This window comes from Vicinamibacterales bacterium, assembly GCA_035699745.1.
Classification (GTDB): domain Bacteria; phylum Acidobacteriota; class Vicinamibacteria; order Vicinamibacterales; family 2-12-FULL-66-21; genus JAICSD01.
In genome coordinates, this window is sequence record DASSPH010000095.1 from 11,208 (window position 1) to 36,346 (window position 25,139).

General features: G+C 69.3%; 14 protein-coding genes. 4 read left to right on the forward strand and 10 right to left on the reverse strand.

Annotated features, from left to right (window positions below; genetic code table 11):
* The first annotated feature begins 306 nt into the window (after nt 1-306).
* A complete protein-coding gene (locus VFK57_22015; GenBank protein HET7698406.1) occupies nt 307-3,498 on the forward strand; it encodes a carboxypeptidase regulatory-like domain-containing protein in 3,192 nt (1,063 codons plus the stop codon).
* Nucleotides 3,499-3,612: 114 nt separating this feature from the next.
* On the opposite strand, the gene VFK57_22020 is transcribed toward VFK57_22015, so the two are convergent.
* From VFK57_22020 to VFK57_22030, 3 genes are read right to left on the reverse strand one after another with little or no spacing between them, the layout of a single operon-like run.
* The gene (locus tag VFK57_22020) at nt 3,613-4,833 is read right to left on the reverse strand and encodes a VWA domain-containing protein (protein ID HET7698407.1); all 1,221 of its coding nucleotides are present in this window, start codon (nt 4,831-4,833) and stop codon (nt 3,613-3,615) included.
* Nucleotides 4,834-4,838: 5 nt separating this feature from the next.
* Complete coding sequence (locus VFK57_22025; GenBank protein HET7698408.1) at nt 4,839-5,831, reverse strand: VWA domain-containing protein; 993 nt, start codon at nt 5,829-5,831, stop codon at nt 4,839-4,841.
* Nucleotides 5,828-6,898, reverse strand: a complete 1,071-nt coding sequence (locus VFK57_22030; protein HET7698409.1) for a hypothetical protein — start codon at nt 6,896-6,898, stop codon at nt 5,828-5,830. The genes VFK57_22025 and VFK57_22030 overlap by 4 nt, the downstream gene beginning before the upstream one ends.
* Nucleotides 6,899-7,027: 129 nt before the next feature.
* On the opposite strand from VFK57_22030, the gene VFK57_22035 reads away from it, so the two are divergent.
* Nucleotides 7,028-7,906, forward strand: coding sequence for a hypothetical protein (locus VFK57_22035; GenBank protein HET7698410.1), 879 nt, complete (start codon nt 7,028-7,030; stop codon nt 7,904-7,906).
* Between the two features lie 115 nt (nt 7,907-8,021).
* On the opposite strand, the gene VFK57_22040 is transcribed toward VFK57_22035, so the two are convergent.
* From VFK57_22040 to VFK57_22050, 3 genes are read right to left on the reverse strand one after another with little or no spacing between them, the layout of a single operon-like run.
* On the reverse strand, nt 8,022-10,001 hold the full coding sequence (locus VFK57_22040) for a sulfatase-like hydrolase/transferase (protein ID HET7698411.1): 1,980 nt from the start codon (nt 9,999-10,001) through the stop codon (nt 8,022-8,024).
* A gap of 41 nt (nt 10,002-10,042) precedes the next feature.
* Complete coding sequence (locus VFK57_22045) at nt 10,043-12,436, reverse strand: prolyl oligopeptidase family serine peptidase (GenBank protein HET7698412.1); 2,394 nt, start codon at nt 12,434-12,436, stop codon at nt 10,043-10,045.
* Nucleotides 12,433-13,026: a peptidylprolyl isomerase gene (locus VFK57_22050; GenBank protein ID HET7698413.1), complete on the reverse strand. Its 594-nt coding sequence runs from the start codon at nt 13,024-13,026 to the stop codon at nt 12,433-12,435. Before VFK57_22050 ends, VFK57_22045 begins: the two co-directional genes overlap by 4 nt.
* Before the next feature lie 40 nt (nt 13,027-13,066).
* Between VFK57_22050 and VFK57_22055 the strand changes: the two genes are divergently transcribed.
* Nucleotides 13,067-16,003, forward strand: a complete 2,937-nt coding sequence (locus tag VFK57_22055) for a hypothetical protein (GenBank protein ID HET7698414.1) — start codon at nt 13,067-13,069, stop codon at nt 16,001-16,003.
* A 7-nt stretch (nt 16,004-16,010) separates the two neighbouring features.
* Here the strand turns inward: VFK57_22055 and VFK57_22060 are convergent, their stop codons facing one another.
* From VFK57_22060 to VFK57_22070, 3 genes are all read right to left on the reverse strand, one after another.
* Nucleotides 16,011-18,482 (reverse strand): hypothetical protein, encoded by a 2,472-nt coding sequence (locus VFK57_22060; GenBank protein HET7698415.1) that lies wholly within the window; start codon nt 18,480-18,482, stop codon nt 16,011-16,013.
* A gap of 128 nt (nt 18,483-18,610) precedes the next feature.
* Nucleotides 18,611-20,224 (reverse strand): carboxypeptidase regulatory-like domain-containing protein, encoded by a 1,614-nt coding sequence (locus tag VFK57_22065; protein ID HET7698416.1) that lies wholly within the window; start codon nt 20,222-20,224, stop codon nt 18,611-18,613.
* 10 nt (nt 20,225-20,234) lie between these two features.
* Nucleotides 20,235-22,088: a carboxypeptidase-like regulatory domain-containing protein gene (locus tag VFK57_22070; GenBank protein ID HET7698417.1), complete on the reverse strand. Its 1,854-nt coding sequence runs from the start codon at nt 22,086-22,088 to the stop codon at nt 20,235-20,237.
* A gap of 192 nt (nt 22,089-22,280) precedes the next feature.
* Here VFK57_22070 and VFK57_22075 point away from each other — a divergent pair, with 192 nt between their 5' ends.
* A complete protein-coding gene (locus tag VFK57_22075; protein ID HET7698418.1) occupies nt 22,281-23,006 on the forward strand; it encodes a hypothetical protein in 726 nt (241 codons plus the stop codon).
* Between the two features lies 1 nt (nt 23,007).
* Here the strand turns inward: VFK57_22075 and ftsH are convergent, their stop codons facing one another.
* Complete coding sequence (ftsH, locus tag VFK57_22080) at nt 23,008-24,924, reverse strand: ATP-dependent zinc metalloprotease FtsH (protein HET7698419.1); 1,917 nt, start codon at nt 24,922-24,924, stop codon at nt 23,008-23,010.
* Nucleotides 24,925-25,139 lie beyond the last annotated feature (215 nt).

Consider the following 25,139-nt stretch of genomic DNA (forward strand, 5'->3'; position numbering starts at 1 on the left):
TCGATGCCTGGATCGGCGCTCCACGGCTTCGTCTATACACCAAGACCGTCGCGGCCGCTGCGGCAGGGGACATCCGTCCGCTGACGGCACCCGGCTCGAAGAGCAAGCCCATCGACGTGCGCCAGCGACCGTTTGAGGCCGCTTTTTCTTATAGTTACCAGCACATCTTTGCATATGCCTCGTTTCTAGAATTCCTTTGACCTCATCGACGGATCACGCATAGGATGCGCGAATCCGGACACAGGGCTGCGGGTTCCTCGGCGTTCTGACTCGGTTCTCAGGGGTCTAGGAGGAGGAGGAGAGATGATGAGACGTGCAACACGAGCGATGCTGCTCGCAGGCATCCTCGCGGCGTGGGCAGGTCCTGCCTACGCCCAGGCGATCGGCTCGATCTTCGGGAAGGTGACGGACGAATCGGGCGGCGTGCTGCCGGGCGTGACGGTCACCGTCACGGGGCCGGCGCTGCAGCAGCCGCTCACCGCAATCACCAGCGAAAACGGGACCTATCAGTTCCCCAGCGTCCCGATCGGCACCTTCACCGTCACGTTCGAGCTGGCGAGCTTCAAGAAAGCGCAGCGCCCGAACGTCGTCATCACCACCGGCTTCAACGCCGGCGTCGATCAGCGGATGGAGATCGGCAACATGACCGAAGAGGTCACGATTTCCGCCGCCAGCCCTGTTGTCGACACGAAGAAGACCGCGACCGGCGCGGTGTTCACCGCGGAGATCCTCGAGAACATTCCGACCGCGCGCGACCCGTGGCAGATCATCAACATGACACCCGGCGTGCAGGCCGGCCTCAACGTCGGCGGCTCGTCGTCGGGCCAGCAGGTCGGCCTCAACTCGCGCGGCACGAACGCCAACGTGCAGTGGAACCTCGAGGGGGGATCGATCACCGATCTGTCCTCGAACTCGTCGCCGTCGTACTTCAACTTCGACTCGTTCGAGCAGATCCAGGTGACCACGGGCGGCGGCGACGTCTCCGTGCAGTCGAGCGGTCTGTCGATCAACCTCGTGACCAAGAGCGGCAGCAACGTGTTCAAGGGCTCGGTGGTCGCGACCTACGAGAACGACGCGATGCAGGGGCAGAACGTCACGAAGGACCTGTTCGACCTCGGGCAGAACGGCTTCCTCTCGGGCAACCCGCTGAAGGAGATCGGCGTGTACTCGGCGGAATACGGCGGGCCGATCGTCAAGAACAGGCTGTGGTTCTGGGGCGCCGCCGACAAGCAGGACATCAACGTCGGCGTCACCAACTTCTTCGACGCCGGCGCCGGCCAGTTCTGTCAGCAGCTCATCGCCGCGCAGCGCGCCGGCTCGCAGGCCCTGCGGGCGCTCGTCACCTACGACAAGTTGAACGACGTGCAGAAGTGCTTGAGCAACGACAAGACGGTGATCAAGGACCTGCAGTGGAAGATCAACTACCAGATGAACACGTCGAACAAGTTGCAGTACCTGTTCCAGAGCGACAACAAGTACCGCAACGCGCGCGGCGCCAGCGCCACGACGCTGAAGGAAGCGACGACGCAGCAGACCAGCGACAAGCCGTGGAAGCTGCCGCTGCCGACCCACTCCCTGACGCATACGTTCATCGCCTCCGATCGGCTGGTATTCAACAACCAGTTCACCTACGTGCACGGCGGGTTCTTCCTCGACTACCAGGACGTGCCGCCGCAGGGTGACTGCGCCCAGAGCAGCTATACCGGCGCGACCAGCCCGGCGGACTACGCGCGCCCCGACGGCTGCCTGTGGAACATCCAGTCGCTGACCAACCGGACCACGGGCGTCGCGAGCCGCTCGCTCACCGGCACCTATCAGACGACGCGCCACTCGTGGGAAGCGAAGACCGACGGAACCTACTTCCTCACCAACAAGTTCGGCGGCGACCACTCGCTGAAGTTCGGCCTCGGCTGGCGCCGCAACCCGATCCAGTCGTTCTCGCACTACAGCGGCGGCGCGCGCGCCCACCTGCAGTGCGTCGGCAACAGCACCGCGAACTGCGGCGACGGGAGCCGCGTGGCGCTCGGCTCGAGCGCCGGCTACGTGCCGTATCAGGCGGTGCTCTATCGCGACCAGCTGCTGAACAACGACTGGTGGAGCTACAACGGCTACATCCAGGATGGCTTCAGCCGCGGCCGCTGGCGCCTGAACGGCGGCCTGCGCTACGACTGGCAGCAGTCGAAGTGGCTGGGCGGCTGCGTGCCGTCCAACATGCTGCGTCCCGATCTGCTGCCGTCACAGTGCGAAGAGGCGACCGACACGGATCCCGGCACCGGCAAGCGGATCCAGTCCTTCGGCAACCTGTCGCCGCGCGTCTCCGGCACCTACGATCTGCTCGGCAACGGCAAGACGCAGGTGCACGCCAACTGGTCGTACTTCTACGCGACGAAGATCACACTCGCCAATCAGCTCGGCGGCCTCGCCACCGCCACGCAGCTGACGTGGGGACCGAATCAGTCCAGCGGCGCCTGCAGCACGACGGCGAACGCGCCGTGCTGGACCGACGCCAACATGGACGGGCTGGTCCAGGTCAACGAGCTGATCGGGACGCCGTCCTCGAGCTCGTCGAGATTCGATCTGACGACCGGCGTGCTCCGGCCCGCCGGCAACCAGGTCGATCCGAGCGCCCGGATCGCGCGGACGCGTGAAGCGGTCGTCGGCTTCCAGCACGAGCTGGTTCCGAACCTGGCGGTCGCGGTCGACTTCATCTACCGCAAGTACGATCGCGGCACGACGACCTACACGATCGGCTTCCAGCCGGGCGCGCCGGGCTTCCCGCTGTCGCAGATCTACCGGCCGGCGACCTACACCGATCCGGTGACCGGCATCACCGCGCCGTATTACGTCGTGTGCGACACCTGCTCGCGTCCATCGGGCGCGTCGCAGATCACCCTGACCAACCCGAACTGGCAGGTCTACAAGGGCGTCGACATCACCGCCACCAAGCGGTTCAGCAACCGCTGGCAGATGCAGGTCGCGCTGACGCTGCAGGACAATCCGAACTACTTCCTGCGCGAGTCGGCCGAGTTCGTCGATCCGATCAACTACGAGTTCCGCAACGGCGTGAGCACGATCGCGAAGTACGTGTTCAAGGCGCAGGGGAGCTATCAGTTCCCGTGGGACATCACCGCGTCGGCCAACTACAACTACTACCAGGGGGCGACGCGCACGATGACGATCAACGGGCCGGGCGCGGTGGCCGGCGGTCTCAACGCCAACGGCGCATCGACGACGATCAACCGCAACACGCTGGAGTTCCAGCCGCGTGACGCCGTCAGGTTCGACCCGACGAACCTGCTCGACGTGGGTCTCCAGAAGTCGTTCCGCTTCCGCGGCGGCAAGAACCGGATCAAGTTCATGCTGGACGGGTTCAACGTGTTCAACAGGAACACCATCCAGGGCTACAGCAGCAACAACCGGAGCCTGACCACGGTGACGGCCCCGAGCTCGATCATCCCGCCGCGCGTCTTCCGCGTCGGCGCCAGCGTGAACTTCTAGTCACGCCTGGTAAGAACTCGAAGGGCCCGGGAGCAGCCGCTCCCGGGCCCTTCGTTTTTCCGGCGCTCCCCCTCGAATCTCGATCCTCGCCCCTCGAACCTCGATCCTCGCTCCTTACTTGGTGAACCCCCAGATCGCTTCCTGCGGCGGCAGCTTCACGGCCGCGTAGCCCTTGCGCGCCCTCACCGTGACCCCAGGCACGTCCGTCCTGACCTCGATCCGCCGCAGCTTGCCGTCCATCGTGGCATTCTCCGGCTGATAGCCGATGACGTAGTAAGTGCTGGTGTCGCGGATGATGCGGCCGAACGCCAGCGACACGTCGTCGATGTTGCGGATCATGAAGCCGCCGGTGTTGGCGGTGAGAATGTTGGGGCCGTCTTCGCCGGTGTCGAACGCCGCCGAGCGGGCTGCCGACTGCGACAACACGTCGGGGTTGGCGCCGAGGCCGTTGATCAACCCGCGGCCGTCGATCGAATAGATCGTGATGCCGCTGCGCGCCGCCTGGGCGGCGACCGTCTCGATCGTGCTGCGGACATCCTGGACGAAGAAGCCTTCGCTCAGCAGGACGACGGTCTTCCGGCCGGGCATCTTGGCGAGGCCGCGCGCGACGGTCTCCAGGTTCTGCACCGTGCGCGCCGTCATCATGCGCGCCTGCCGGATGTAGAGCCTGGCCTTCTGCTGCACCAGGTTCTCGACGTTGCCGGCGCCCCCTTCGCCCGTGCACGCCACCGCGTCGTCCTGGCACGCCTGCGCGGCGAGCGCGCGCGTCACCTCGCGCGCCCCTTCCGCGATGCGCAGCGCGTCGACCTCACTCGGGATGCGCGGCCATTCGCGGAACGGCGCCAGGATGCCCTGGCGGTTCTCGAACGCCGGCTGCACGGCGCGCAGCCCGGCGAGCAGCTCTCCCTTGTCGACGGTCAGCCGCCCCTTGTACATGCCGCCGTTGACGAAAATGCCCGCGGCGTCCCCTTCGCGGAACATCTCCCGGACGAACTTCTCCGCGCCGACCTTCACGCGCATCAGCGAGTCGTTGGCGAGATGCGTCTCGTCGAAGAGCAGCACGAACACCCGGTGCGCGCTGTATTGCGCCTGTTCCGCGTACTCGCTGGCGACCGATCCCTCGCGCAGCCCGAGGTCGTGCGTCACCATGAAGAACTGCTGGATCTTCTGCGGCTTTCCGTTCTCGTAGAGCGTGATGTTGCCCGGCTTCAGGCCCGGCACGAAGTTGCCCTGCCTGTCGAGCACGATCGCGTCGACTTCGACCAGCGCGGTGGTCGATTTGAACGTCGCCTGGCCCTGGAAGAGCGCGAGGCCGCACAGGAGGAGCGTCGCCATCCGTATCATTTCGTGGCTCCGAGCTGATTACCGGGTGAGCCGATTCTACTGCGTCCCATGTACCCCTTGCGCGCGCGGATCTCGAAGCCGCCGCGCTTCCGCACCGATACCGACAGCTCGTGCCAGCCCTCGTCGCCGACTCCTTCGGCGATGTACTGCAGCACGTAGCTGGCGCGGAAATCCTCGAGCGTCGCCTTGAAGACGCGGCTGATCGACTCGCCGGTGCCGAGCGGAATGACGACGCCGCCGGTCGGCGCGACGAGCCGCGCGAGCGCCGTCGGCACGCCGTCCGGACCGACCTCCATGCCGCGGCCGCTGAACGTGACGTTGCCCGCGCCGGCCAGCGAATCGAGGGTGTTGCGCTGCGCGAGGCGCCGCGACGCGCTCGCTTCGGCGGCTTCCACGGGCACGACGATGCTGACGACGGCGTCGGTGCGGCGCGCGATCTCGAGCGCAACCTTCTGGTCGACGATGCTCGTCGAGTCGCGGCCGTCGGTGAAGGTGACGATCAGCTGCCGTCGGCCGGCATCGGCGGGACGCATCATCGCCGCGGCCATGCCGTCATAGAGCGAGGTCGCGCCTTCTGCGCGCAGGCCGTCGAGCGCCATCGCCGCCGATTTCGGCTGGAACGGAAACACTTCCTGCAGCACCTGTGAGATCGCGACGAGACGGATGCGGTCGTCGGCTCGCAGCAGGCCGGCGGTGTCGGCGACCGCCTTCTTGATGCGCTGCAGCTGCGGGCCGTCGACGCTGCTGCTCAGATCGAGGAGCAGGGTGAGATCGAGCGGCACCTTCTCCGCGGCGAGCGAGGAGATCTTCTGGGGCACGCCGTTGTCGGTGAGCTGGAAATCGGCCGCCGTCAGCCCCGCGACCGGTCTGTTTCCCTGCCGCACCGAGACGACGACGGTGATGCCCTCGACGCCCGAGCGGAAGACCTGCTGGTGCCAGGCGGATGCGGAGGCGAGGGCGAGGACCGCGGCGGCGGCGAGCCGCGTCATGGCGCCTTGACCAGCGCGCGCACGCGCTCGATCCTCGGGTACCAGAACCGCCAATCCGCGGCGTAGTACGACCACCACGGGTCCCGGCGCGGATCGTTGTCGCGCAGCAGCGCCGCGATCGCCGGCGACGGATCGCTGCCGCCGTGGACGAACGACAGGGCGGCGAGCCGGATGTTGGCCGAGTGCGCCTTGGGACTGATCTTCAGCGCCGCGTCGTACGCCGCGCGCGCCGCGTCGGTGCGGCCATAGCTCTCATGGGCGAGCCCGCGGAAGAGATGCGCGAGATAGAGAACGGACGGGTCCGGATTCAGCGCCTCGATCCCGGACCACGTCTCGAGCGCCGCGTCGTGCCGCGACAGCCGGTGCTGCACGTGTCCCATGCGGAGCGTCGCCTCGGCCGCGACCGCCGGCAGCTTCGCGGCGTCGCGGAACCGCGCGATGGCGCGATCCAGGGCGCGATATCGTTCGCCTTCGGCGCGCGCGAGCGCCTCGCGGGCGCGGGCCAGGTTGGCCGCCGTCGCCGACCGCGTCAGCACTTCCGCCGGCGCCCCGAACTGCTCGTCGGCCACGCCGCGCGCCAGCGCGTAGCGCGGATCCGCGCCAAATCCCGCCTGCACGTGGTCCAGGTGCGCGTGCAGCACGGCGGAGTCGATCCCTCCCTCGAGCGCCGCGAGCGCCGCCAGCTGCCAGGCTCGATCGAAATCGTTCAGGGGAGCGTGCGAGCGCACGTACGGACAGGCCCATTCGATCAGCCGCGCCGCGGCCGCCGCATGCCTGTGGGATCCCAGCGCGGCCAGTTCCAGGGCGAAAGCCGTCATCAGGCGGCGCTGCCGTTCGCGCGCCTCCGCGGGGGGGAGCGCCGGGTCGACCGGGATCGCGCCCGGGTCGATGCGCGCGAGCGCCTGGCGCGCGGCGTCGAGATCGGCGACCGTGAGATCCAGCGGCGCGCGGCGGCCCTGCACCCACTCGGCATACGCGCCGACGAGGTCCGCCATGGCGGACGGCTGGGGAGCGGCGGCGGCAAGCGCCGCGCACAGGACCGCCAGACCGGCATATTTCAGCAGCATCGCGGGACAGGCCAAATGTACACCCGGTCGTCAAAACGGGGGCGGCGTCGCGTACACTCACGGACGCCCGGCCGGCGAGCCCACGCGTGCGGCCGGCACCTCACGCTCAACCGCCCAAGGAGGGCACGCATGAACGCTCACGTCGTCCGTTCCGGCATGCTTGCGGCCGCTGCTCTGTGCCTCCTCACCCCCACCTTCGCCTCGTCGCCGCAGGGGCAGCAGAAGACGGCGCTGGTCACGGTGGTCGCCGAGGCATCGGGTCCGATGCGCGATCTGACCGCCAAGGACTTCATCGTCACGGAGGACGGTCAGAAGCGCGAGGTGGTCAGCGCCGCGCTGGCGGAGGAGCCGCTGTCGATCGCGCTGCTCGTCGACTCGACCCAGCCGCAGCCGGGCGCGATGCCGCCGACTCAGGATCTGCGGAATGCGCTCGCCGCGTTCGTCAAGGCCGTGCAGTCGCAGAGCCCCGGGGCGCAGATCGCGCTGTCGGAGTTCGGCGGCGCGTCGGTGCCGAGGGTGCCGTTCGGCGGCAAACCGGGCGATCTCGAGGCGGCGATCGGCCGGCTGTATCCGAACCAGCAGGTCCACGCGGTGCTGCTCGAGGCGCTGGTCGACGCGGGCAAGCTCCTGGCGGGACAGCCGGCGCCGCGGCGCGCGATCGTGTCAGTGGACTTCAACTCGCGCGAAGGCAGCGCGGAACGGTCGATGAAGGCGGCGGCGGAAGCGGTCCACAACGCGGGCGCGACGCTGTGGACCGTCTCGGTTCGCGGCAGCGTCGTCAGCACGCCGATCCGCGAAGAGGTGCTGAACAAGATCATCCAGGCGAACGGCGGCCTGCGTCTGATGCCCGTGGATGCGAGCGGCCTCGAGGCGAACCTGAAGATCATCGCGCACAGCCTGGCGTCGCAGTACACGGTGTCGTTCATGCGCACCGGCGGCAATCCGAAGACGACCACGTTCGAGACGACGCGCGGCGCGAAGGTTCAGAAGACGCCGTGGATGCGATAGCAGTGCGCAGTGCGCGGTGCGCGGTGCGCAGTGCTCTCAGTGCGCAGTGCTTTCAGTGCGCAGTGCGCTCGGTGCGCAGCGCGCTCGAGCTGAGAGCTCAGAGCTGACGGCTGCTTCACCGTATCGCCCGCAGGTTGTCTGCCGCGTTGGGGTCGCCGAGGGCGGCGGCGCGCTTCCATTCTTCGATCGCTTCGGCCTTGCGGCCGGTGCGGGCGAGGAGGACGCCCAGGGCGGTGTGGGCGGCGGGGAGGTTGGGGTCGAGCTGGAGGGCGCGGCGCAGCGAGGCCTCGGCGCCGCGGAGATCGCGCGCCTGGATCTGCGCCACGCCCATGTTCTCGAACGCCGACGCATTGTCGGGCGCGATCTGCGCCAGGCGCGTGTAGGTGCGCACCGCGTCGGCGTTCCGGTTGGCGAGCGTATACGCGTTGCCGAGCACCAGCAGCGCGTCGGGATCGTCGCCGGCGTCCTTCTCGAGCAGGGCGATCGCCTTGCCGGGCGCACCGGATTCCGCGAGGTACTGCGACAGGCGGATCCGCACCTCCGGCTGCGTCACGCCGTTGCGCAGCGCGGTCTCGAGCGTTTCAACCGCAAGGGCGCGACGCCCGGTCCGCCAATACACGAGCGCGAGCTTCCGGTAGGCGTCCTCGGTGTCCGGCCGCTTTTCGATGATGGTGCGGAACGCCGCGATGGCTTCGTCGGCCCGGCCGAGGCGGATCGCGTCGTTGCCGCGCGTGAGGAGCTGCTCGATCTCGACCAGCCGCTTCGGATCGTCGGCCTCGGTGTAGCGTTCGCGCACGGCAGCGGACGCGCCGCCGATGTAGCCGAGCGAGCGCAGCCGCTCGATGGTGTCCGCCGTCTCCTGGCGCGCGCGCGCCGGGGGCGCGACGTTGAACTGCTTCAACGTTTCGACCATGACCCGCGCGCGATCCGCGCGGCGCGACGCCACGTTCGCCGCCTCCTGCGGATCCGTGGCGAGATCGTACAGCTCGACGATCGGCAGATCGATGTACTTCTCGCGTCCCACCAGCACGCCGCGCAGCGGCGCCCAGCCGCGCGTCACCGCCGCGCTCATCGCCTCGAAGTAGGAGGGCCGGTCCTCGCCGCGCCCGTTGGCGATGGCGTCGAGCAGGGACGTGCCGGACGTGTCCGCCGCAGGCGCGCCGGCCGAGCCGGCGATCGTCGGCAGCAGATCGACATGGCGCACGGGCGTCGAGATCACCCTGCCGCGCACCTTTGCGTCCGGCTGCGCCGGATCGATCTCGCCGACGATCAGCGGGACCCTGAGCGTCGGCTCGTAGGCAAAGAGGCTGTGCGTGCGCTCGCCGTGCTCCCCCAGGCTCTCGCCGTGATCGGACGTGACCACGACGAGGGTCGGACGGGACAGGGCACGCAGACGGCCGAACAGCGGCCCGAGCGCGGCATCGGTCCACGCGACTTCGCCGCCGTAGGCGTCCGGGCCGATGCCTGACGCGTAGACGCCCGGCGGCTCGTACGGCTCGTGCGGATCGTAGACGTGGACCCACGCGAACCATTTCCCGGACTGCGCGCCGATCCACGTCAGCGCCGATTTCACCACGTCGTCGGCGCGACGCTCGCGATCGGTGATCTCGCCGGTGGGCCCGGTGCGCGTCATCCGATCGTCGTAGACGTCGAATCCGGACGTGAGCCCGAAGCGCCGGTCGAGCGGGAAGCCGCCGACGAACGCGCCGGTCGCGAAGCCGCGCCCCTTCAGCAGCGTCGCCGCCGTGGGCTGGCGGCCATCCAGGCGATAGCCGGTGTTGTCGCGGATGCCGTGTTCGTAGGGATAGCGCCCGGTCAGGATGCTCGCGTGCGACACCAGCGTGACGACCGCGTGCGCGTGCGCGAACTCGAACCGCGCGCCGCGGGCCGCGAGCGCGTCGAGGTTCGGCGTCGGCGCGCGGCCGCCGTACGCGCCCACCGCATCCGCGCGCAGCGTGTCGATCGTGACCAGCAGGATGTTGCGCTCGGGGTTGGGGAGGACCCGGAAGGATCGGCCGCCGAGCAACGCGCAGGCCGCGAGCGCCGCCAGCGCGCCGGCGGAGACCAGTGTGGCCACGGATCGCACGGGGAACACGGGTCGTCCTCCAACGCGGATCGGACGCTGCGGCTGCCGTATCAGCGCTGGACGGCCTGCGTGGACGTCGCCGGCTCCTTCTTCAGGTGCTTGTTCAGGAACGCTTCCATCCGCGCCCACAGCGGCAGCCAGCGCTTGTAGAGCAGCGTCTCGTGCGTGTCGTCGGGCTGCACCATGATCTCGTGCGGCACGTTGTGCGCGCGCAGCAGATTGACGAGGCCGACCGTCTGCGCGAAGTTCACGTTGCGATCGTCGTCGCCGTGGATCAGGAATACCGGCGACTTCCAGTTCGCGATCTCCGAGATCGCGGATGACCGATACGCCAGGTTCTCGGGATCGAGGTTGTTGCCGTACAGGTGCACGCCGGCCATGTCGACGCCGGCGACGAAGATGTCGGAGTTGCGCGCGAGCGCCTGCGCGGTGAGCAGTCCGCCGTACGACAATCCCCAGATTCCGACCCGCTTCGGATCGACGTCGGCACGGCTCTGCAGGTACCTGCCGGCGGCCAGCACGTCCTGGTACTCGGAATTGCCTCGCGCGTTGGTGTTCGGCGCGGTTCGGAACGAACGCCCGTAGCCGATGCCGCCGCGATAGTTCACCGACAGCACGACGTAGCCCTGGCTCGCGAGCCACTGGTTCACGCCGTAAAAGAGGTGGTAGACCTCCATGTAGTGATAGCCGAGCAGCATCTGGCGCACGGGACCGCCGTGCACGAAGACGATCGCCGGCCGCTTCTCGCCGGGACGGAGGTCCTTCGGCAGGAACAACTGATTGTGGAACTGCAGCCCGTCCGGCGCGTTGATCACGACGTCCTGCGGCATGACGTGCGCGTCGGTGGGGAACTCCCTCGTCAGGGTCGGGTAGATCGCCTTCTGCGCCGAACTGTCGAGAGCGGAGGCGGAGGGAGCAGGAGCGGGGAAGATGGCGACCGACTGCGGACGGTTGTAGGCCGCCGTCAGCGCGGCGAGGTATCTGCCCGAGGGCAACAGCAGCGGCGTGTGCTCGATCCCGTCGCCGCGCGTGACCTGCTCGGGGGTGCCGCCCGCAACCGGCACGCGCCACAGATGCCGCCGCTCGCTGTCGGTGGCGTTCGTCCCGTAATACAGGAAGCGTCCGTCGCCCGAGAAGCTGTAGGTTTCGATCTGACCGTCCTGCGGCGTCAGACTGATCGGCGCCGCCACGGCCGCCTCGGATCCATCCGCGGCGCCGAACAGCTTCGGCTTCGCGACCGGGCCGGTGTTCTCGGCCTCACCCCCGCGTTCGGGGACGGCAATCGCGTAGAACCGGGTCCACTCCTCCGGCTCGAGCTGGAACACGACGTGGTTGCCGCGCCAGGTGATCGCGTTGATGCCGGTGAAGACGCGATCGTCCTTGGCGTTGTGCCAGAACTCGCGGGCGTCGCCGGACTTCACGTCGGCGACCCAGAACGCCGTGTCATAGCCGCCCGGAAAGAACGCGTTGGTCAGCCCCGGGCGCTGCGGTTGCGGCTGGCCCTCCGGCGCTTCGCCGCCGCGGCCGCCGCGCCCTTGCCCGCCGCCGCCACCGCCCCGGCCGCCGCCGCGTCCCTGGGCCGCGGCATTGAAAGCGGGCCCTGGAGGATTGCCGAGTCCGCCGACGCCGCTCTGCGACTGCTGCGCGAAGGGTGTGCCGGGACGCCGGATGAACGCGATCCGCGTGCTGTCGGCCGACCACGTCGGGCTCGTGTCGCGATCGACGTTCGGCGACATGTAGGTCACCTTCCTGGTCGCCGTGTCGAAGACCGCGATGTAGCTGTGATCGGTGCGGGCGCTCACGAACGCGATCTTGCGGCTGTCCGGCGACCAGACCGGATTGGCGTTGATGCCCCAGATCCGGATGTAGGGCTTCAGCCCCTTGTCGATCTCGCTCGTGCGCGGCGCCGCCTGGGCGGTCGGCACACGATAGATCTGACCGTCTTTCGCGTACGCCACGTAGCGGCCGTCCGGCGAGATCGCGCCTCCCTGGCCCGCGGCGAGACGCCACGCCGCGCCGCCGGTCGTGCTCGCCGCCCAGATCGCGCGCTCGACGCCGGCGGGGTCCGCTTCGGGGCTGGCCACCCAGCCCTCGCGGTTGGCGGTGTGTCCGCGCGTGAAGCTGACGATCGTCCCGTCGTCCGACATCGACAACTGCGTGGTGTCGACGCCGTCGTCTTTCATGAACGAGGTGACGCGCACGGCGCGGAACCCGGGCGCCGACGCGGTGAACACGTTGCGCAGCCCCTTGTCGTTCGCGATCCAGGCGATGCGGTCGGCCCGTTTCGCCGCCACCAGTTCGAGCGGATAGCCCGCGCTCATGAACTGCGCCATGGTGGGGACGTGCAGCCCCTTCACGGCCGGCGCACCGCCCGCCAGCGGCCGTCCCGCCGACACGGTCAACACGGCGAGCAACACGATCAGCGTTCGCTTCATGGTCTTCATGGCATCCTCGACATCCGCACGATGATCACCGGCGGGGTCAGCGCCTGCTTCTCGACGGGCTGCTGCTGAATCCTGCGGACGACGTCCATGCCCTTGACGACCCGGCCGAACGCGCCGGCCCCCTGGGCGTCATCGAAGCGCTTGCCGCCGAAATCGAGCGACGGCTGCTCGTCCAGGCAGATGAAGAAATCCGATCGCGCGCTGTCGGCAGCCGGCGTGCGCGCCATCGACACGGTGCCGACCACGTGCTTCAGCCCGGTGACGCTGGTGCGCTCGAGCGGGATCGGCGGGAAGCCGTCGCGGCGCCGCTCCGGATTGATGCCGCCCTGGATGATCTCCATCGCCGGCTTGTCGGGCGGCGCCGGCGTGTAATTGTCCGGCCGCGTCGCGCGGTGGAAGCGGCCGCCGTCGTAGAACCCGCCGTCGACGTATTTGAGGAAGTTGCCGGCGGTGATCGGCGCGCGCCTGGTGTCGACCGCGATCTCGATGCGGCCGAGCGTGGTCTCGATGCGGACGAGGACCTCGCCGGGACTCGGATCCTGGGCGGACGCGGCCGCCGCGAGCAGCGCGGCGATGACCAGAGATCGCACGGCCCAGAAGATACTCCATCCTGTGGCAGAATACGCGCCCATGAATCGAACTTTCGTTCTCGGCCTCGCCGTCGTCGCGGCGGCCGCCACCATCGGTGCCCAGTCGCAGCCGCGCATCACGGCGGAGATGCTGAAAGGGATGCCGCTCCGCACGACCGGACCGGACATCACCACCGGCCGCATCTCGGACATCGACATCGACCCGCGGAATCCGAACGTCTGGTACGTCGCCGCCAGCTCCGGCGGCCTGTTCAAGACCGAGAATCGCGGCAACACCTTCACGCCGATCTTCGACGACGGCGGCTCCTTCTCGCTGGGCGCGGTGAAAGTCGATCCGAAAGACTCCAGCGTGGTCTGGCTGGGGACGGGCGAGAACAACAACCAGCGCAGCGTCGCGTTCGGCGACGGCCTCTACAAGTCGACCGACGCCGGGAAGACATGGAAGCGGATGGGGCTGGAGAATTCCGAGCACATCCAGAACATCCTGATCGACCCGCGCAACTCGAACACCGTCTACGTCACCGCCATCGGCCCCCTGTGGCGGCCCGGCGGCGATCGCGGTCTCTTCAAGACGACCGACGGCGGCGCGACGTGGAAGAACATCCTGCCGGGGACCGAGAACAGCGGCGCCACCGACATCGTAATGGATCCGCGCAGGCCGGACACCATTTACGTGGCGATGCTGCAGCGGCGCCGTGCCGTCGGCCAGTTGATCGGCGGCGGCCCGGACAGCGGGATCTACAAGTCGACGGACGGCGGCGCGAAGTTCACCAGGCTGACCAAGGGACTGCCGACCGTCGAGATGGGGCGCGTCGGCCTCGGCATCCATCCGAAGAATCCGAACACGGTGTACGCGCTCGTCACCGCGCAGCGCGGACAGGGCGGCTTCTTCCGCTCCGATGACGCCGGCGCGAGCTGGACGCGGATCGGCCGCAACGTCAGCGCCGGCCGCGGCGCCGGCGGCGGAGAAGGAGCGGCGCCGCCGCCGTCGGCCCCGTGCGCACCGATCGGCGCGGCACCGGCGACGCCGGCGCCGGCCCAGCCGTCCACCGAGGAAGGGGCGCCGCAGGGGCGCGGCGGCCGCGGCGGACCCGGCGACGACTGCTTCCGCGGCGGCGACCCGGGCTACTACAACGAGATCTTCGTCGACCCGGAGAACGGCGACACGATCTACTCGACCTGGACCAACATCTCGCGAAGCACCGACGGCGGCAGGACGTGGCGGACGGTGGCGCTGCCCGGCGTGCACGTCGATCACCACGAAGTGGTGTGGGATCCCTCCGATCACCGTCACATGATCATCGGCAACGACGGCGGCGTCTACGAGACCTACGACGACGGCAAGAGCTGGCGGCAGTTCACGAACCTGCCGCTGTCGCAGTTCTACCGGATCTCGACCGACAACGCGCGGCCGTTCTACAACGTCTGCGGCGGCGCCCAGGACAACGGCACCGTCTGCGGGCCGTCGCGCACGCTGAACCGCGCCGGGATCCGCACCAGCGATTGGTACAACGTCGGCGGCGGCGACGGCTTCCAGGCGCGCGTCGATCCCGAGGATGCCACGATCGTCTACGCGCAGTCCCAGAACGGCAGCCTGCAGCGGCTCGACCTGAAGACCGGCGTCAGCGTCCCGATCGCGCCGCGGTCGAACAATACCGTGGTCCCGGGCGAGGCGCCGGCGCCGCCCCCGCCGGCGGCGGCGGGGCAGGGACGCGGCGGCGCCGGCGGTGGCCGCGGCGGCCAGGGCGTGGGCCGCTGGAACTGGGACGCCCCGACGATCATCAGTCCGCACGCGTCGCGCCGGCTGTATTTCGCCGGGCATCGCCTCTACCGCAGCGACAACCGCGGCGACTCGTGGACCGTCGTCAGCGGCGATCTCACGCGCAATCTCGATCGCGCCAAGATCCCGATCATGGGCAAGATCTGGCCGGCCGATTCCGTCGCCTACATGGAAGCGACGACGACGCTCAGCACGCTGACGGCGCTCGACGAATCACCGCTGCTCGAAGGGTTGCTCTATACCGGAAGCGACGACGGGCTGATCCATGTGTCCGAGGATGGCGGCGCTGCCTGGCGCAAGGTCGACTCCTCCGCGCTGACGTCCGCCGGCGTGCCCGAGTTCACCTACGTCACCGACGTGTTCGCGTCGCCGCGCGACGTCAACACGGTGTTCGCCACGCTGAACGACTGGAACCGCGGCAACTTCAAGCCGTACGTCGTGAAGAGCACGGACCGCGGCCGCACGTGGACCTCGGTGTCGGGCGATCTGCCCGAGCGTTCGGGGGCATGGTCGGTGGTGCAGGACTGGATCAACCCGAACGTGATGTTCGCGGGCATGGAGTTCGGGCTCTACGCGACCGTGGACGGCGGCCAGCACTGGGTCAGGATGAGCGGCGTCCCGACCATCCAGGTGCGCGACGTCACGATCCAGAAGCGCGAAGGGGACGTCGTCGCCGGCACCTTCGGCCGCGGCGTCTTCATCCTGGACGACTACGGCGCGCTGCGCGAGATGACGCCGCAGACGCTCGGCGAGCGCGCCCGGCTGTATCCGCTGCGCGACGCCTACCAGTACAACGAGCTGGGTCAGTACGAAGCATCCTGGGGGAACACGACGTACCCGAATCCGCCGTACGGCGCGGTGCTGACCTACAGCATCGGCCAGAGCTCCGACGCGAAGATGGCGATCGAGATCGCCGACGATCAGGGACAGCGGGTGCGCCGGATCGAGCTGACCGGCGACGCGGGCACCCCCGGCGTCCATCGGATCGCGTGGGACCTGCGCCGCGATCCGCCGGCCGGCGCCCCGGCAGGCCGCGGCGGCCAGGGAGGCGGCGGCGGCTTCGGCGGGCGCGGCGGCAACGCCGGTGCCACCGTGCCCCAGGCCCGCTACACCGCGACGATCGGCACGATCACCGGAGAGACGTTCACCGCCGTCGGGAAGCCGGTGTCGTTCCTGGTCACGGCACTGCCACGGTGAATGCCAATCAGGGATTCTTCAGCTGGACCACGAAGACGTCCTGCCGCTTCGTGGTCGCGGCATCGCCCGTCGGATCCGTGCCGAGCGTCTTCTCCCAGTTGGACGTGAACATCACCCACCGTCCGTCGGGCGAGACGTTCGGGCGCGGTTCGTACCAGAACGAGATGCCGCTCGCGTCGTTGTCGGCGCGCACGTCGCTGCGATGGTGCGCGAAACGCCAGACCGTCGCGTCGGCGCCGGGGGCGGCGTCGGTCTGCACCGCGATGATCTCGTCGTCCCAGGCGCGCCACGTCGTGTCCGAGGTCGGCGCGCGGAAGATGCCGCTGATGAACGGCGTCAGCTGGTCCGGCCGCGCGTTGTTCCAGGTGGTGTGATCGGCCAGGTAGATCTCCTTCGGCGTCAGCACGTTCGTGATCACGTCGCGCGTCTGCAGGGGCGTCGCCAGCGAGCGGAACTGCCACTGCGCCGCATCCCACGTCGTCGACACGCAGCAGTCCTGGTTCACCGACACGCCGTAACCGAACGCGTCGTGGCCGTAGGGCAGCGCCGTGATCCCGAGCTCCGTGAACGCGCCGGTCGCCGTGTCCCACAAGTACGACTGCGCCGCCTTGCGCGTGCTCGACATGTCCGCCCACGTCGGATAGAGCATCACGTAGCGGCCGCTCCGATCGATCGCCACGTGGTGCAGCGAGAACTCGAGGCGCGCCGAGACGGGTGCGCCGTTGAGCGTGCCTGCCGTGGTGTCGAGCAGCAGGCGGCTCTGCGGGTTCGCCTTGTCGAAGAGCACGACGTAGTGATGGCGATCCTGGCTCGTGCCGCCGAAGAACGCCATGATCCGCTCGACCGGGCCGGCGCTCGACGCGACGCCGCCGATGTAGGTCCCCGAGAGCCCTGACACCAGGGTGTCGAGATCGAGCAGCCGCGAATACGCGCCGGTGGTGAAACTGAACTGGTCGACCGTGCGCAGCGTCGCGCCGCTGATGCCGCTCACGCTGCCGTAGATGAGCGCGTCGTCCACCCGGCTGAACTCGGGCTCGATGTAGAAGCGCAGGACCAGGCCGCCATCTCCCGTGGCCGATGGCTGAATCCGCTGCGCCGTGCCGGTCGCGCCGTCAAACGAGAACGGAAGGACAGAGCCGTCGCCGCTGACGACATAGAACTTCGTTCCAGCCGCGGACCATGCGTTCTGGTGCGGGCTCGACGGCGATCGATACGAGCGGCCGACGTACCCCGGGCGCGTGCGATCGTCGGTGATGCGGCGCACGGCGGACCCGAACACCGGATCGACGATCGCGGTGCCCGCCGCACCAAACACCGGCACCGCCGGCTTGGCGCGCGGCAGACGATCGGTGATCGCCGTGTACGGCCCCGTCGTCACCGGATCGGACGGGGGCGGCGGCGGCGGGGGAGGAGGCGGCTCCGTCGGCGCTGTCACGAGCGCGCCGATTCCCGCGCCCGAGATCGACGCGCCGCGCGACGACAGCGTGACATCGAACGTCATCGAGGCAGGCGGCGCCGCGGCGCTGGTATAGACGACGATGCCGTTCTGACGATACACGGCCAGTCCGGATTCGATGCCGACGCGGAACCGGTCGCCGGCGGCGAACGTGCCCCCGAGCCGGTAGACGCCGAGCTCGCGGATCTCCCACGCGCCGCTCGGCCACAGGCTGAACGCGTAATTCATCGTGGCGACGCTGGTGGAGGCCGAACGATCGGTGCTCAGACCAGCGGTGATGCGGTGGCCGGATGCGGGGGCGAACTCGGCGAAGAGCCCCGCGGTGATCGCCGCAGAACTGTGCGCCCCCGCGTCCGGACAGTCGCCGCAGCCGCCGCGCTTGGTCAGCGACCCGGCGGACGCCGTGACTTTCACGGTATCCATCCAGGAGATCGGCGTCGGAGCCGTGGCGGTCGTGCCGCTCGGCGGCGGTGTGACGACCGGCTGCGTCGCCGTCGAAACGACCGCGTCCGAGAGCGACGCCCCCGCCGACGAGAGCGTCACGTCGAGGACGACCGGATACGGCACCGGCACCGGGCTCGTATGGATCGCCGTGCCGTTGCGCCGGTAGACGACCACCCCGGACTCGATCGCGACGCGCAGCCGATCCCCCTGCGCGAACGTGCCTTCGGTCCGGTATATCCCGAGCTCGCGGATCTCGAAGACGCCGCTCGGCCAGATGCTGAACGCGTAGTTCATCGTGGCGACGCCGGTGGACGCTGAGAGATCGGACGACAGGCCGGCGGTGATGCGGTGACCTGACGCGGGAACGAACTCGACGTAGCCGTCGCCGGTCAGGCGCGCCGCGCTCGTCGCGCCCGCGTCGGAGCAGAGATCGCATCCGGCTGTCTTGGTGATGGTCGATGCCGCGACCGAGACGTTGACGGTGTTGCTCCAGAAACCGTCGACCGCCTGAGCGCGCGCGGGAGCCGGCAGGCACAGAGCTGCCGCCGCTCCTATGTAGGAGAGCGAAAGGATTTTCATGGTATGCGACCGTCCATGGCAAATGAACGGCCACATCCATGCGCGTACGCTTTCGCTGCGATTCGGAGGAAATACCGGCGTCGCGCGGACACCGCCGCGCGATCGCGATCACACAATTCGAGGCGGGATCACCAAAGCGGTAGGCGCACCGCCAGATCGATCGCGAGACGCTCGCCCTCGGCGATCGCGATCGGCGGCACGTCGGCGGCGAGTTTCTCGAGCAGCCGCTTGTCCAACTGCTGAAAGTCCCACCGCGTTCCCGGCGGGAGTGCCGCGAGATGATACCGGCCGGACCGCACGCCGCGCAGGTTGAACCGCCCCTCGCGGTCCGCGTAGGCCGCGCGGATCCGGCTCGATTCGGTGAACCAGGCGGCGCGGTCCTCGCCGAACAGCACGACGAGACTCGATCGCGCCGGCGCGCCGCCTTCGCCGGTGACCAGCCCCGTGACCTCCGCCCAGCGCTCGGTCAGCACGATCTGAATGCGGCCGCTGTCCTCGGTGCGGAACTCACGAGGGACATCGGTGATGTCCGCGCCGTCGAGCAGTACCGCCTTGAGACTCCAGAGTCCCGGCAGGCCGCCGGACGGACGGAGCAGAAGCTCCGTGGCAAGATCCCGGAGCGTGAAGGTCGAGTCGTCGGCCACGCGAGCCGGCGTGAGAATCAACTGCGAGTCGAGCTCCCGCTGCGGCCGTTCGGCCCTGACGCTCAGCGCTCCAGGATTCCCGGGCGCGGCGGCTCCTTCGAACACGAGGCGCCCTGCGACGGTCGCCGTCGGCTTCACCGTGAGGACGATGCCGTCCACGTCACGGCTGGTGAGCGTCAAGGGCATCGATCCGTACCCGAGCGTCGCTTCACGCGTCTGGTTGAACTGGCGGACGATCAGCCGGTAGTCGCCGGGCCGCTGCAAGTCGAACGCGAACGCCCCGTCGCTGTCGACGCTTCGACTCATGCCGCCGCCTTCGCGCATCAGCGACACCATGGGCGGCGGGTCGGCGCGGGCCGCGCTCGCGGGCGAGACGACGCCGCGGACGCGCATCAAGCGTTCGACGCGCAGGCGCAGGTCGTCTACCCGGACTTCCTGTCCCTCGCGGACGAACACCCGTGTCGTGCCGTCACGCGACGCCGCATTCGGGTAATAGGTGTCGACGAACCCCATGGTGGCGCCACTGCCGCGAGCCATCGGTATCTGCGGCGGTCTGGCGAGGATCTCGTATTCGCCGGCCGGCAGCCGGTATACCCGATAGCGGCCGAACTCGTCGCTGGCCTGGAACGGCATGCCGCCCCGGCCGGGAGGGTCTCCGGTCCGGCGCGCCGAGATCAGGATCCCGCTCACGGGCTCGCCGTAATCGTCGACGACCCGGCCGACGATGGCGCCGGCGCGCACCAGCGCGATGTCGGGCCAGTCGACCGTCTGGCCGGCTGCGACCGTAACGGAACGATCGTTGTCGCCGGCGACGACGTGCAGGAACTGCGCCTGGTGGGAGCTCGGCGAGGCGGCCACGGAGTAGCGCCCCGCGGGCAGGCTGCGGGCCTCGTAGCGCCCTTCACGATCCGTGAACAGCGTTCGCGGCGTCACGCCCGGCGCGGAGATGGTGACGGCGACCTGCTGCACCGGCGCTCCGGTGTCGGACGCCACCACGCGTCCCCTGAGGATGCCGGTGCCGACGTCCGGGGCGGGCGCCGGGAACCGGGGCGCCTGCTGCACGGCCAGCGCGACGATCACCGCAGCGAAGGTACGCATGCGGCAACCGTTACAACCCGCCGCCGGCGGCCAGCACCTTGAGATCGACCTGCCGCTGTTCGTCCTCGCCGATGACGAACGGAGTGGCCTCCTTGACCAGCTGTTCGAAGAGCGAGGTGTCGTATCCCATCGAGGGCACGATCAGCCGTTCGCGCGGGGCGGCGATGACGTAGTAGCGGCCGGGCAGGAGGCCGGCCACACGATACTTGCCGGTTGGATCGGCGGTTCCCCGGCGGGTGCGCGTCGCATTGACGCGCCAGGCCGTCTTGTCGTCGGAGAACACGAGGATCGCCGCGTCGGTCACCGGTTTTCCGCCGGCGTCCGTCACCATGCCTTCGAGCGTCGACGTGCGCGTCGTCATCGTCAGGATGACCTGATCGCCGTTCTTGAACTCGTATCCGGTGTCGGTAACGTCTCGACCGCCGACCGTCACGGACTTGAGGAACATGTTGGGTCCGCCGGTGCGGAGGAGCAGCTCGCCGTGCAGACCGCGCAGCGTGAACGTGAGATCGGGCGTGACCGTCGCCGACGGCGAAGGACCGATCCCCATGCCGGCTTCGGGATCCGCCGGGGTTCCGTTCACGCGCATCTGGAACGACTGCTGCCCCGGCGGCAACTGCGGCGGTCCCTGCTCGAAGACCACTTGTCCCGTGACGGTCGCGCCCGGCGACAGCATCAGGAACAGCCCTTCGAGATCCGAATTGACGGTGATCGGCATCGAGCCCATCTCACCCGGATCCCCCTGCATTCCTTCGCCGGGGGGGCCCTGGCGGTTCCGCGCCACGAGGCGGTAGGTGCCCGGCGGAATGTTCCGCACGGCGAAGCGCCCCTGTTCGTCGGTGGTGAATCCGAAGCTCGAGGTCGAGTTCGCGGTGCGGCGGATGAACTGCCCGTTGCTCCGCGCGACCGGCCGCCCCTGCGAATCGCTGACGATGCCTGACAAGCGGAACAGGCGCCCGGTCATCATCCGGATCTCGACGCCCGGCGTCTCGGCGCCGGCCCGCGCTCGAACGCGCTGGGCCGTCCCTTCATCCGGGGTGCCCGGATAGTAGGTGGTCATGAAGCCGATCTTGTCGTCCTCGGTCTCCGGCGGCGCATTCGGCGGCACGAACGTCGGACCGCGCGCCTCGGCGACGACCGCATAGTCGCCCGGGTTGAGCCCGTAGAGCCGGAAGTGGCCGAGATCGTCCGTCTGCGCGCCTGCGCCCATCCGCGATCCGCGCGAGCTGCCGGGCGGAAAGAACAGCGTGTACACCTGGACGCGGGCCATCGGATCGCCGTTCTCGTCGGTGATGCGTCCGCTGATCACGCCGCCGCGCGGCAGGGCGATCGCCGCCTTGTCGAATCGCTGGCCGTCGGCCACTTCGATCGTAGCGCCCGGTTCGAATGCCCCCTGGCCCGCGGGCCGCTTCGCGCCGTAGGCCATGCTGAGGTACCCGGGACTGTATTGGCCTGGAGAGGCCATGACCCGGTAGGTCCCCGCCGGCAGCCCGGAGAACTCGAAGACCCCCTGAGCATCGGTGGTCGCCGTCCGCGCGCGTGCCATTCCCATCGGTGCGCCCGACTGCACGACCTCGAGTCTGACCGCGGTCGTAACTGTCCCCGGCGGCGCGCCGCCCGGCGGAGGCGTCAGCGGCTGCGGCGGCGCGACCGGCTGCAGGCTCACGTTCGCGCGGCGCATCGGATTGCCGGTGTCGGCGGCGACGACCCGGCCGCGGATGACCGCGGAGCCGGTCGGCTCCGGACGCCGGACCACGTCGCGCGGCTGACCGGCGGCGCCCGGCGCCGGCGGCGGCGGGGGAGGCGGCACCGGGACCTGGGCGAGCGCGGCGGACAGGAGCAGGATGGCGGCGGATGCGATCACGGAACCTCCCGAGCGGCGTCGTGACGTTAGACGCCCGGAGCCGCGAAACGGGCTGCGGGCAACAAATAATAGATCCCGATTCCGAGATCCTGCTGCCGAAACTGGCGGGCGACGCACATCGCGGCCGGGGGAGATCCCGGCGAAATCCGCCGGATTCGCGGTCGGCACGGAGGTGGCACAGTCGGCGCCCCGATGGGCTGGTACAGGGTCCGCGACGGCCGGGTCATGTTCACGGGGGCGCTCACGCGCGACCCGTACACCGCGTGGATCGCCACGCGGGACGGGAGCGCCGCCATCCAGGCGGTTGCGAAGACGATCGGGTTCCGGCTGTTCGGGCGCGTCCGGGCGGCGCGGAAGCGCGTGTGGCGCGAGATGGCGGCGGCCGCCGCGTCAGAGGACGGGCGGGCGGCGCTGCAGGCCGCGGCGGATCTCTACGTCCGCAGCATCAGCACGCTTGCCTACGCGCAGGCGCTGCCCCGCACGACGGTCGAGCTGCGGCGCCTGGTACTCGTCCCCCGAACCCTCGCCGCGGGGCGCGCGCGCACCACCGCCATTCCGCGCCTGCTGCAATGCCGCGCCTTCGCGGAACGCCCGGCGGCGGAGCGCGAATTCCTGTTCGAGACCGCGCTCAACGAGATCGACGCCGCGATGCGCAGCGCCAAGCCGTCGATCCAGCGTCCCGTGCGCGCCGCCGACGAGTGGGTCTGCGTGGGGGCCGACACGCGCTTCGCGTGGGTGGATCAGTACTGGTCCGGACCGGGCTGGTCGGGCCACTGGTTCGTGTACGAGCTGCCGCGGCAGCCGCTCTCGCGGACGTCGCGGAAGGCGTTCGATCGCGCCGTCGAGCAGCTCAACGCCGGGCTCGCCACGCTCTCGCGCGAGCGCCGGCAGGCGCTGGTCCAACTCGCCGTGCAGTGATTCAGGGAGCGCTGCGGACGCCTTCGTCCGGAATCGCCGGCGGGATCGTCTCGGAATCCTTCGGCGGGGTCGGGCCGAGCAGCGCGCGCAGCTCGTCCCCTTCGATCACTTCCTTGTCGAGCAGCCGCTCCGACAGCTGATCGAGGATGGCGCGCCGCTCGCGCAGCACGCGGCGGGCGTCGTCGTGCGCCGCGGTGAGGATGCGCTTCACCTCGGCGTCGATCTTCTGCGCCGTGTCCTCCGAGTGGTTGCCGCGCTCGTTCATGAACGGCGTGTCGATGAACTTGGTTCCGCGGTGCCCGTCGTAGTTCACCGCGCCGAGCGTCTCGCTCATCCCGAACTCGGTCACCATCGACCGCGCGATGTCGGTGGCGCGCTGCAGGTCGTTCTGGGCGCCGGTCGACACCTCGCCGAACGCGATCTCCTCGGCGCTGCGGCCGCCGAGCAGGACGGCGAGCTGCCCGAGCAGGTCCTGGCGCGTCATGAGGTAACGATCCTCGAGCGGCAGCTGCATGGTGTAGCCGAGGGCGCCGAAGCCGCGCGCGACGATCGAGATCTTGTGCACCGGATCGAGTCCCGGCAGCACGCTGGCGACGATCGCGTGGCCGGATTCGTGATAGGCGACGATCCGCCGCTCCTTGTCGCTCATCACCCGCTTCTTCTCGAGCCCGGCGATGATGCGATCGATCGCGTCGTCGAAATCCTTCATGTCGACCATGGTCTTGTCGCGGCGGGCGGCGAGCAGCGCCGCCTCGTTGACCAGATTCGCCAGGTCGGCGCCGGCAAACCCGGCGGTCCGCTGGGCGAGCACCTTGATGTCGACCCCCTCGGCAATCTTCACCGTCTTCACGTGGATGCGGAGGATGTCCTCGCGGCCGCGCACGTCGGGCTTGTCGACCAGCACCTGGCGGTCGAACCGGCCGGGGCGGAGCAGAGCGGGGTCGAGCACCTCGGGACGGTTGGTCGCCCCCATGATGATGATCCCCTTGCGCCCGTCGAAGCCGTCCATCTCGGCGAGGAGCTGGTTCAGCGTCTGCTCGCGCTCCTCGTGGCTGCCCATCGGCGTCTGGATGCGCACCTTGCCGAGCGCGTCGAGCTCGTCGATGAACACGATGCACGGCGCCTTGGCCTCCGCCTGCGAGAAGAGATCGCGTACCCGCGCGGCGCCGACGCCGACGAACATTTCGACGAATTCCGACCCGCTGAGACTGAAGAACGGGACCTTCGCCTCGCCGGCAACGGCGCGCGCCAGCAGCGTCTTGCCGGTGCCGGGCGGGCCGACGAGGAGCACGCCCTTGGGGATCTTGCCGCCGATCGACGTGTACTTCTTCGGGTTCTTGAGGAACTCGACGATCTCCTTGAGTTCTTCTTCCGCCTCGTCGACGCCCGCGACGTCGCCGAAGCTTACCTTGACGTCGTCGTCGGCGTAGATCTTCGCCTTGCTGCGGGCGAACGACATCACCCCCCCTTCGGCCCCGCCCATGCGGCGGAGGAAGAAGGTCCAGAGCCCGACGATGAACAGCAGCGGGATGACCCAGCCGAGCACCTCGGTGATCCAGCGGCTGGCGATCTCGCCGGTGTACTTCACCCCGCGCGACTCGAGCTCCTCGTTCAGCTTCGGGTCGTCGACGCGGACGGCGGTGAAGGCGCGCGGCCGCCCGCCGTTCTCCGTCTTCAGCGTGCCGCGGATCCGGTCCTCGGAGATCGTGACCTCCTGGACCTTGCTCTCGCGCACCAGCGTCTTGAACTCGCTGTACGAGATGGTCTCGCCGCTCTGGAGCTGGAAGAAGAACGCCTGGGCGAGGGCGAGCAGCAGGAGGAAGCCGAGCACGTACCAGACCGCGCCGCCGGGCGCACGGGCACCGGTGCGGCGCTCGCCGGTGCGGCGGTTCTTCGCGGGCGGTTTCGGATCAGGCATAGTCAGATCGGGCCATCAGGCCATCGGGTGATCGGGCCATCGGGCCATCGGGCCATCGGGCCATCGGGCCATCGGGTGATCGGGCCATCGGGCCATCGGGCCATCGGGCCATCGGGCCATCGGGCCATCGGGCCATCGGGCCATCGGGCCATCGGGCCATCGGGCCATCGGGCCATCGGGCCATCGGGCCATCGGGCCATCGGGTCATCGGGCCA

What these genes read in the sequence shown, in the direction of transcription:
- VFK57_22015 (HET7698406.1), top strand. Translation starts at nt 307, where the DNA reads ATGAGACGTGCAACACGAGCGATGCTGCTCGCAGGCATCCTCGCGGCG.
- VFK57_22020 (HET7698407.1), bottom strand. Translation starts at nt 4,833, where the DNA reads ATGGCGACGCTCCTCCTGTGCGGCCTCGCGCTCTTCCAGGGCCAGGCG.
- VFK57_22025 (HET7698408.1), bottom strand. Translation starts at nt 5,831, where the DNA reads ATGACGCGGCTCGCCGCCGCCGCGGTCCTCGCCCTCGCCTCCGCATCC.
- VFK57_22030 (HET7698409.1), bottom strand. Translation starts at nt 6,898, where the DNA reads ATGCTGCTGAAATATGCCGGTCTGGCGGTCCTGTGCGCGGCGCTTGCC.
- VFK57_22035 (HET7698410.1), top strand. Translation starts at nt 7,028, where the DNA reads ATGAACGCTCACGTCGTCCGTTCCGGCATGCTTGCGGCCGCTGCTCTG.
- VFK57_22045 (HET7698412.1), bottom strand. Translation starts at nt 12,436, where the DNA reads ATGAAGACCATGAAGCGAACGCTGATCGTGTTGCTCGCCGTGTTGACC.
- VFK57_22055 (HET7698414.1), top strand. Translation starts at nt 13,067, where the DNA reads ATGAATCGAACTTTCGTTCTCGGCCTCGCCGTCGTCGCGGCGGCCGCC.
- VFK57_22060 (HET7698415.1), bottom strand. Translation starts at nt 18,482, where the DNA reads ATGAAAATCCTTTCGCTCTCCTACATAGGAGCGGCGGCAGCTCTGTGC.
- VFK57_22065 (HET7698416.1), bottom strand. Translation starts at nt 20,224, where the DNA reads ATGCGTACCTTCGCTGCGGTGATCGTCGCGCTGGCCGTGCAGCAGGCG.
- VFK57_22075 (HET7698418.1), top strand. Translation starts at nt 22,281, where the DNA reads ATGGGCTGGTACAGGGTCCGCGACGGCCGGGTCATGTTCACGGGGGCG.
- ftsH (HET7698419.1), bottom strand. Translation starts at nt 24,924, where the DNA reads ATGCCTGATCCGAAACCGCCCGCGAAGAACCGCCGCACCGGCGAGCGC.